The organism is Prevotella sp. AM34-19LB, from assembly GCF_003468525.1.
GTDB lineage: Bacteria > Bacteroidota > Bacteroidia > Bacteroidales > Bacteroidaceae > Prevotella.
Genome location: NZ_QSIG01000092.1, coordinates 1 through 3987, shown reverse-complemented (window position 1 = coordinate 3987; position 3987 = coordinate 1). Strand labels below are relative to the sequence as shown.

The window sequence follows — 3987 nt, the reverse complement described above, 5'->3', positions numbered from 1 at the left end:
CATGCGGGTACATCCCGAACCGAACTTTAATTAGCAAGATTTTCAAAGATCTCTCGTGCTTACAGCGTATAGCTGCTTAGCACATTATTGAATTATTAACGAACTATTGTACAAAATCAAGTCCGTTTCATTGCAAAATACTGCATAAAAGACTATAATTCAACTGTTTCAAAGATCGAATTGCCCTTTTTTATTGGACAGTAGTGAAATCGATTGACAAGACATGGAATCAGATTTAGCTATCTTTGCATCCCAAATGCATAATATAAAAGTACGCTACCACATTGTGGGAAAACAAGAAGAGTTGCAAGAGATATATGACCTCTATCAGACTTTCATACAGAAAAAACGCCCTGCTATGGAAGAAGACGAGGCCGATGATTGGGAAGGAAACATCATATTAGCTCTTGGTGTGGACTATGGGACTTGCAATCTCTGTGGTAATATCAAGAAATGCGAACTTTCAGAAGGCTTTCTCTATATAGAAGCGGAAGAACTCGCTTTGATTACTGACTTCCGCGTTCTTCTCAAAAATCGTTTCAAGGATTTGGAAATCTATTTCGCTACAGAAGATCCAGAAAACGAAACATATGTGACTAATGATGCAGATGGCAAGGATTTTCACAACCTGCCTGATGATCATTTCATAGCTCCATTAGATTATTGACGTATGGGATCAAAAACATTTCTAGCAGCTCTAATGTGCCTAATCATCGTAGCCCTCATGTGCTCACCCATTTTCCTCGTATGGCACGGTTTTACTATGGGCGGTTCAGTAATAGTCAGAATAGCATTTATCGTGATAGGGCTCATTCTATTGCGTTTATTCAAGCCAATTTCTAATCTTACTGGCAAGGACTACAAGATATTCTAATAGTTTCGACTATAAAGGCTACAAATTTGATCGAAGGTGGTATCACTCTGTTTAGCGTGATACCACCTTCTTTTGTTTGGCATTCATATCAGGAATGAAGCAGAAGCCAAGTTTGCTTACTACAGTCGCAAGGTTGTCTGGCAAGAATTCTGCATAAACTCGCTCTGTGACGCCTGTTGAAGCGTGACCTAAAATCTGCGTATCTCACTGATTTCAGCTCCGTGTGCAAGCGCTAAAACTGCCCAAGTGTGTCTTGATACATGGAAAGTCAAGTCTTGATTCCATTTTAAATCATGAGATATACAGCGAAGCGAAGTATTGATGGTATTATTCCAGGAATTTCTACGACGGTATATCGCCTCATGGTCATTTATATCGAAGTTCTCTGGCAATAGATCAAAAACAAAGACTTTGTTTCTACCCTTCCATTTTTCAAGAATACGAATGAGTGGTTCACTCAAAGGTATGGTGTTTCGGTTTCTCGTCTTGACTTGTATTTTACTGATGAAATTCTTGTTGAAATCAATGTCTTTCCATCGGAGCGTCATCACATCAACCATTCGCATACCGCAAGCATGGAAGGCAAACAGCCACATCTCCAAAAACTCTTTTCGTCGAGGTTGTTCGATGGTATTATAAACGGAAACTAACTCAGCAAGTCTCTCTTCAGTGAGATACTTGATATTCCTCTCTTCTTCATCAAGCCGGTCCTCTTCTTTCATATACAAGTCCTGGAGAGATGCATTAAGCTGATGAGAGATATAACCTAACTGACAAGCATATTCACACGCCTGAAGAATCGGACATAGAGTCTTATTGACTGTTGTTGCTTTCTTTTTTGCCAAGAGTCGATACTTACGGAAGTCAAGCAATAAGTCTTCACTAATATCTGAGACATAAATGAATTCCTTATGCTCACCATGTGTACCTTTGTGTTCAAGCAATAGGTATTCCTCAAACTGATTGAGATATGAAATACCATTCTTGCAAGTACTGAAACCTATCTTACCTTTCTCATAACGTCTTTCCATCAACTCTTTAGCAAACTCTATGAAGTCTTTTCCTTCATCAGGTCGCAAAGCATTGTCATTGTCTTCGAGAAAAGATCGAATCACATCACAAGTAATATGTTGATGCATTTCATAATACTTATGTATCTTCACATCTATGTCTTCGATACGCTTATGAAGAACATGATTATAATACTTATAGTCAATATCAGTCGTGGCACGTATTTCACCAATACCGCAATAGCCTTTCTCATGCCATTCCTTTACTGACACACTTATACCAGTTGATTTACGAATAGAATCAGCATGCCAATTGTATTCTATATACAATGGATACTTTTTACCAGACTGCACCATCTTTGGTATACGCAGTCTCAATCGTCCTTTCGGATAAAGTCTTGAAATTCTTCCCATATTAAAATACCCTTTTATTAATTATGGCACTATGTACGCGAAGATAGTAGAAAAGTTTATCATATCACTCCTTTTTTATAAACTTCAGATGATTTTAGTATGAAGTAAGGAGAATAATAAGAGAAGAAAAGATGAAATTAACCGATCAGAAAAGAAAGAATTTCAGGATATACCGATTATTGATCATTTAATTATGTAAAATAAGGCCATTAGAACGGTAAAATTGGCGGTAAAAGACGGCAAAAAGCCATATAGGAATTTCCGAAGAAATCACCTATATGGCTCATTTCCATTATCTTATACTGATAATCGTAATCGATGAACGATTAGTACTCGTCATCATTCCATAAGAAGTCATCCTTTGATGGATAATCAGGCCAAATGTCTTCGATGCTCTCATAGACATCACCTTCATCTTCTATTTCCTGCAGATTCTCCAGAACTTCCAGAGGCGCACCTGAGCGAGTTGCATAGTCGAGCAGCTCTTCTTTAGTTGCAGGCCATGGTGCATCTTCTAGCTTTGAAGCTAATTCAAGTGTCCAATACATAGCTATATTATTTAACGTTCTTACTAATTTGGCTGCAAAAGTAATAAAATTTATTTTATCTACAAATTTTTCGGCATTTTTTTTCACCAAACGTACTACTTTCTTGTAAGAAAGTGCTCTTTTTCTAGAAATTTACCCGATAATGCTGCTTATAGATCTTATGATCAAAGAAAACAACACCCACATAATAGAGATCATAGGTAATGCCGGTGAACTCTGATTCCTGCAAACGAAGCCATGATGAATAGAAATTCCGGGCATGAAGATTACCTAGAAGAACCAGCATCACCTGACTATGACAAAGCGGAAGTAGATTCTTCAAGACAAGTTCCATAGACAGTTTATCCAAATCAACAACCACCATCGTTTTAACTTCTTTATCCAAAAGAGATAAGCTATCGGCTATCTCAAAAGATTCAGTATTCATACAGCCTGCCTTCAGATAAGCATCAAAGATATGATGATTACACAATCTAATAATAGGCTGCCAATGATTTGAGAGCCGCAGAAGAAGACATCCCACCTTATGTTCGCGTCTGTTAAGCTGTGGAAACTGCTCCTGCAGCTCATGATAAGCATAATAAGGATAATGCTCATTGATGACATAACGGATAAAGCTATAAGCAGAAGGCGACTGCACGCCAAAGCCGCGACTATAGCCGCAGCGTCTCAACCATCTCCACCATGTACTCAAATAATAATGCATATTCCTTTTTTTAAAATGCAAAGATACAAAAAATCTGTGAAATCGAAGACCGAACAGGTCAAAAATCTGTGTAAATCTGTGAAATCTGTGGGAAAACAAAAAAGCCTCAGAAATCTTTCGAAATCTGAGGCTTTGATAAAAGAAGGCGGCTACCTACTCTCCCGCATTGCATTGCAGTACCATCGGCGCAAGTGAGCTTAACTTCTCTGTTCGGAATGGGAAGAGGTGGGACCTCACCGCAATAACCACCTGATAATGGGGTATGACGTATTTGCACACAAGCAAACTGTATTTGATAGTAAAGAACCACCGTCCCTCTCGATTTTATCGAGAGTCAACAGCTGAAACTATGAACTTTCCTAAAGAAAGTGTTCGGGCAATTAGTAATGCTCGGCTTTGACATCGCTGTCTTTACACCTGCATCCTATCAACGTC

Annotated in this window: 4 protein-coding genes and 1 rRNA gene; 1 reads left to right on the top strand and 4 read right to left on the bottom strand. The window is 38.4% G+C overall.

From position 1 onward, the window contains the following. Nucleotides 1-223 precede the first annotated feature (223 nt). Nucleotides 224-667: a hypothetical protein gene (locus DW830_RS15170; RefSeq protein ID WP_147487287.1), complete on the top strand. Its 444-nt coding sequence runs from the start codon at nucleotides 224-226 to the stop codon at nucleotides 665-667. A gap of 395 nt (nucleotides 668-1062) precedes the next feature. Here the strand turns inward: DW830_RS15170 and DW830_RS15165 are convergent, their stop codons facing one another. From DW830_RS15165 to rrf, 4 genes are all read right to left on the bottom strand, one after another. Further along, nucleotides 1063-2298, bottom strand: a complete 1236-nt coding sequence (locus DW830_RS15165; protein ID WP_119250468.1) for a tyrosine-type recombinase/integrase — start codon at nucleotides 2296-2298, stop codon at nucleotides 1063-1065. Nucleotides 2299-2624: 326 nt separating this feature from the next. After that, entirely contained in the window at nucleotides 2625-2846 is a 222-nt protein-coding gene (locus DW830_RS15160; protein WP_089543964.1) for a DUF2795 domain-containing protein, read from the bottom strand. A 124-nt stretch (nucleotides 2847-2970) separates the two neighbouring features. Further along, nucleotides 2971-3552, bottom strand: a complete 582-nt coding sequence (locus tag DW830_RS15155) for a hypothetical protein (protein WP_119250467.1) — start codon at nucleotides 3550-3552, stop codon at nucleotides 2971-2973. Between the two features lie 140 nt (nucleotides 3553-3692). Continuing rightward, nucleotides 3693-3805 (bottom strand): 5S ribosomal RNA (gene rrf / locus DW830_RS15150). Nucleotides 3806-3987 lie beyond the last annotated feature (182 nt).